Below are 1,286 nucleotides of genomic sequence, written 5' to 3'. Positions count from 1 at the left end.
GCTTGTGTCTTGAAAGGCTCTTAGACTGAAGGGGTGAGAGCGGTGGATGGCAGACTGCAAGCCGGCGGTGCCCTAGAGCACGTGTGGGAGCATAGTCGCCATCCACCCCTCACTCTGACCTGAAGCCCGAACAGTTGGATGAGGTGCGAGCTCGAAATCACAAGCGTGGGATAGGTCAGAGCGCTCTCACTTCCCAGTGTAAGAGGGCTTGGCCATGATTTCCTGTTTCGTTGGTATCGATGTTTCGAAAGCGACCCTGGACGTGGGGTTCTGGCCTGAACTTTCCAAGCCATTCCAGCTGAGGAATGACCCTGAGGGGATTGCCCAGCTGATTGCCTGCTTGAACGAGCTTGAGGTCGAGCGGATCGTGCTCGAGGCTACGGGGGGCTATGAGAAAGCGGTTTTCAAGGCGTTACGCATCGCTGATTTGGATGTGGTCCGCGTCAACCCCAAACGCTCTCATGACTATGCCCAAGCAATAGGTCAACTGGCCAAAACCGACAGGATCGATGCCTTGATGCTGGCCAAGTTTGCTCAGCATCTTGCATCCCCATCAAAGATCGAGCCCAGTCAGGCACGTGATGAGCTGAGCGAGCTGGTCAAGCTACGGGATCAGATCGTTGAGCATCGCGACGATGACAGACGTCGAATCAAGCAAGCGACTTCCCCTGTAGCAATCACCTTCTTCACTGAGCACATTGCGTCTCTCAACGCTCAGATCAAGGCATTGGACAAACACCTTGCGCAGGCCTCAAAGGCGCTGAACAGCGAGAAAGCCAAGCACTTGGCATCAGTCAAAGGCGTAGGCCTGATTACGACTGCCAAGCTGATGGCCTACTTGCCCGAGCTGGGCACGCTGAGCGGACGGAAGATCACCGCCCTGGTGGGGCTGGCGCCCTACAACAAGGACAGTGGGAGCAAGAGCGGCCCACGCAAGATCGAGGGCGGGCGCTACAAAGTTCGTGGCGTTATCTACATGGCGGCTTGGGTGATGATCAGGCACGTCCCTGAGTTCAAGACCCGGTATGACGCACTGGTAGCGCGTGGTAAGCGCCCCAAAGTAGCCGTGGTGGCTTGCATGCGCGTGTTGCTGGTGCGGCTGAATGCCATGCTGAGGGACGGTACGCCATGGAAGGACCATAAAACCCAGGCGCCCGCAGCCTGACATTTCTCAGAGGTAGTTACTGATAGCGGGCTTCGCCAGCGACTCCATCTGGAGGGAGTCGCTGGCGAAGCTATGTCTGAAAGGATCTTTCTAAAAAAATCCCCTCAAGACAGTTGCTCCC

Annotated in this window: 1 protein-coding gene; it reads left to right on the top strand. The window is 56.6% G+C overall.

Annotated elements, in window-relative coordinates:
• The first annotated feature begins 214 nt into the window (after positions 1–214).
• Positions 215–1,165 carry a transposase gene (locus DFS21_RS26400; protein ID WP_111533460.1) on the top strand — a complete coding sequence of 317 codons (951 nt, stop codon included), beginning with the start codon at positions 215–217 and terminating at the stop codon, positions 1,163–1,165.
• Positions 1,166–1,286: the final 121 nt, after the last annotated feature.

The sequence above is a fragment of the Pseudomonas sp. 2848 genome (assembly GCF_003253945.1).
GTDB lineage: Bacteria > Pseudomonadota > Gammaproteobacteria > Pseudomonadales > Pseudomonadaceae > Aquipseudomonas.
This window is presented reverse-complemented; position numbering and strand designations above follow the sequence as displayed.

Coding starts and splice junctions, on each gene's coding strand:
- DFS21_RS26400 (WP_111533460.1), top strand. CDS start 215: ATGATTTCCTGTTTCGTTGGTATCGATGTTTCGAAAGCGACCCTGGAC.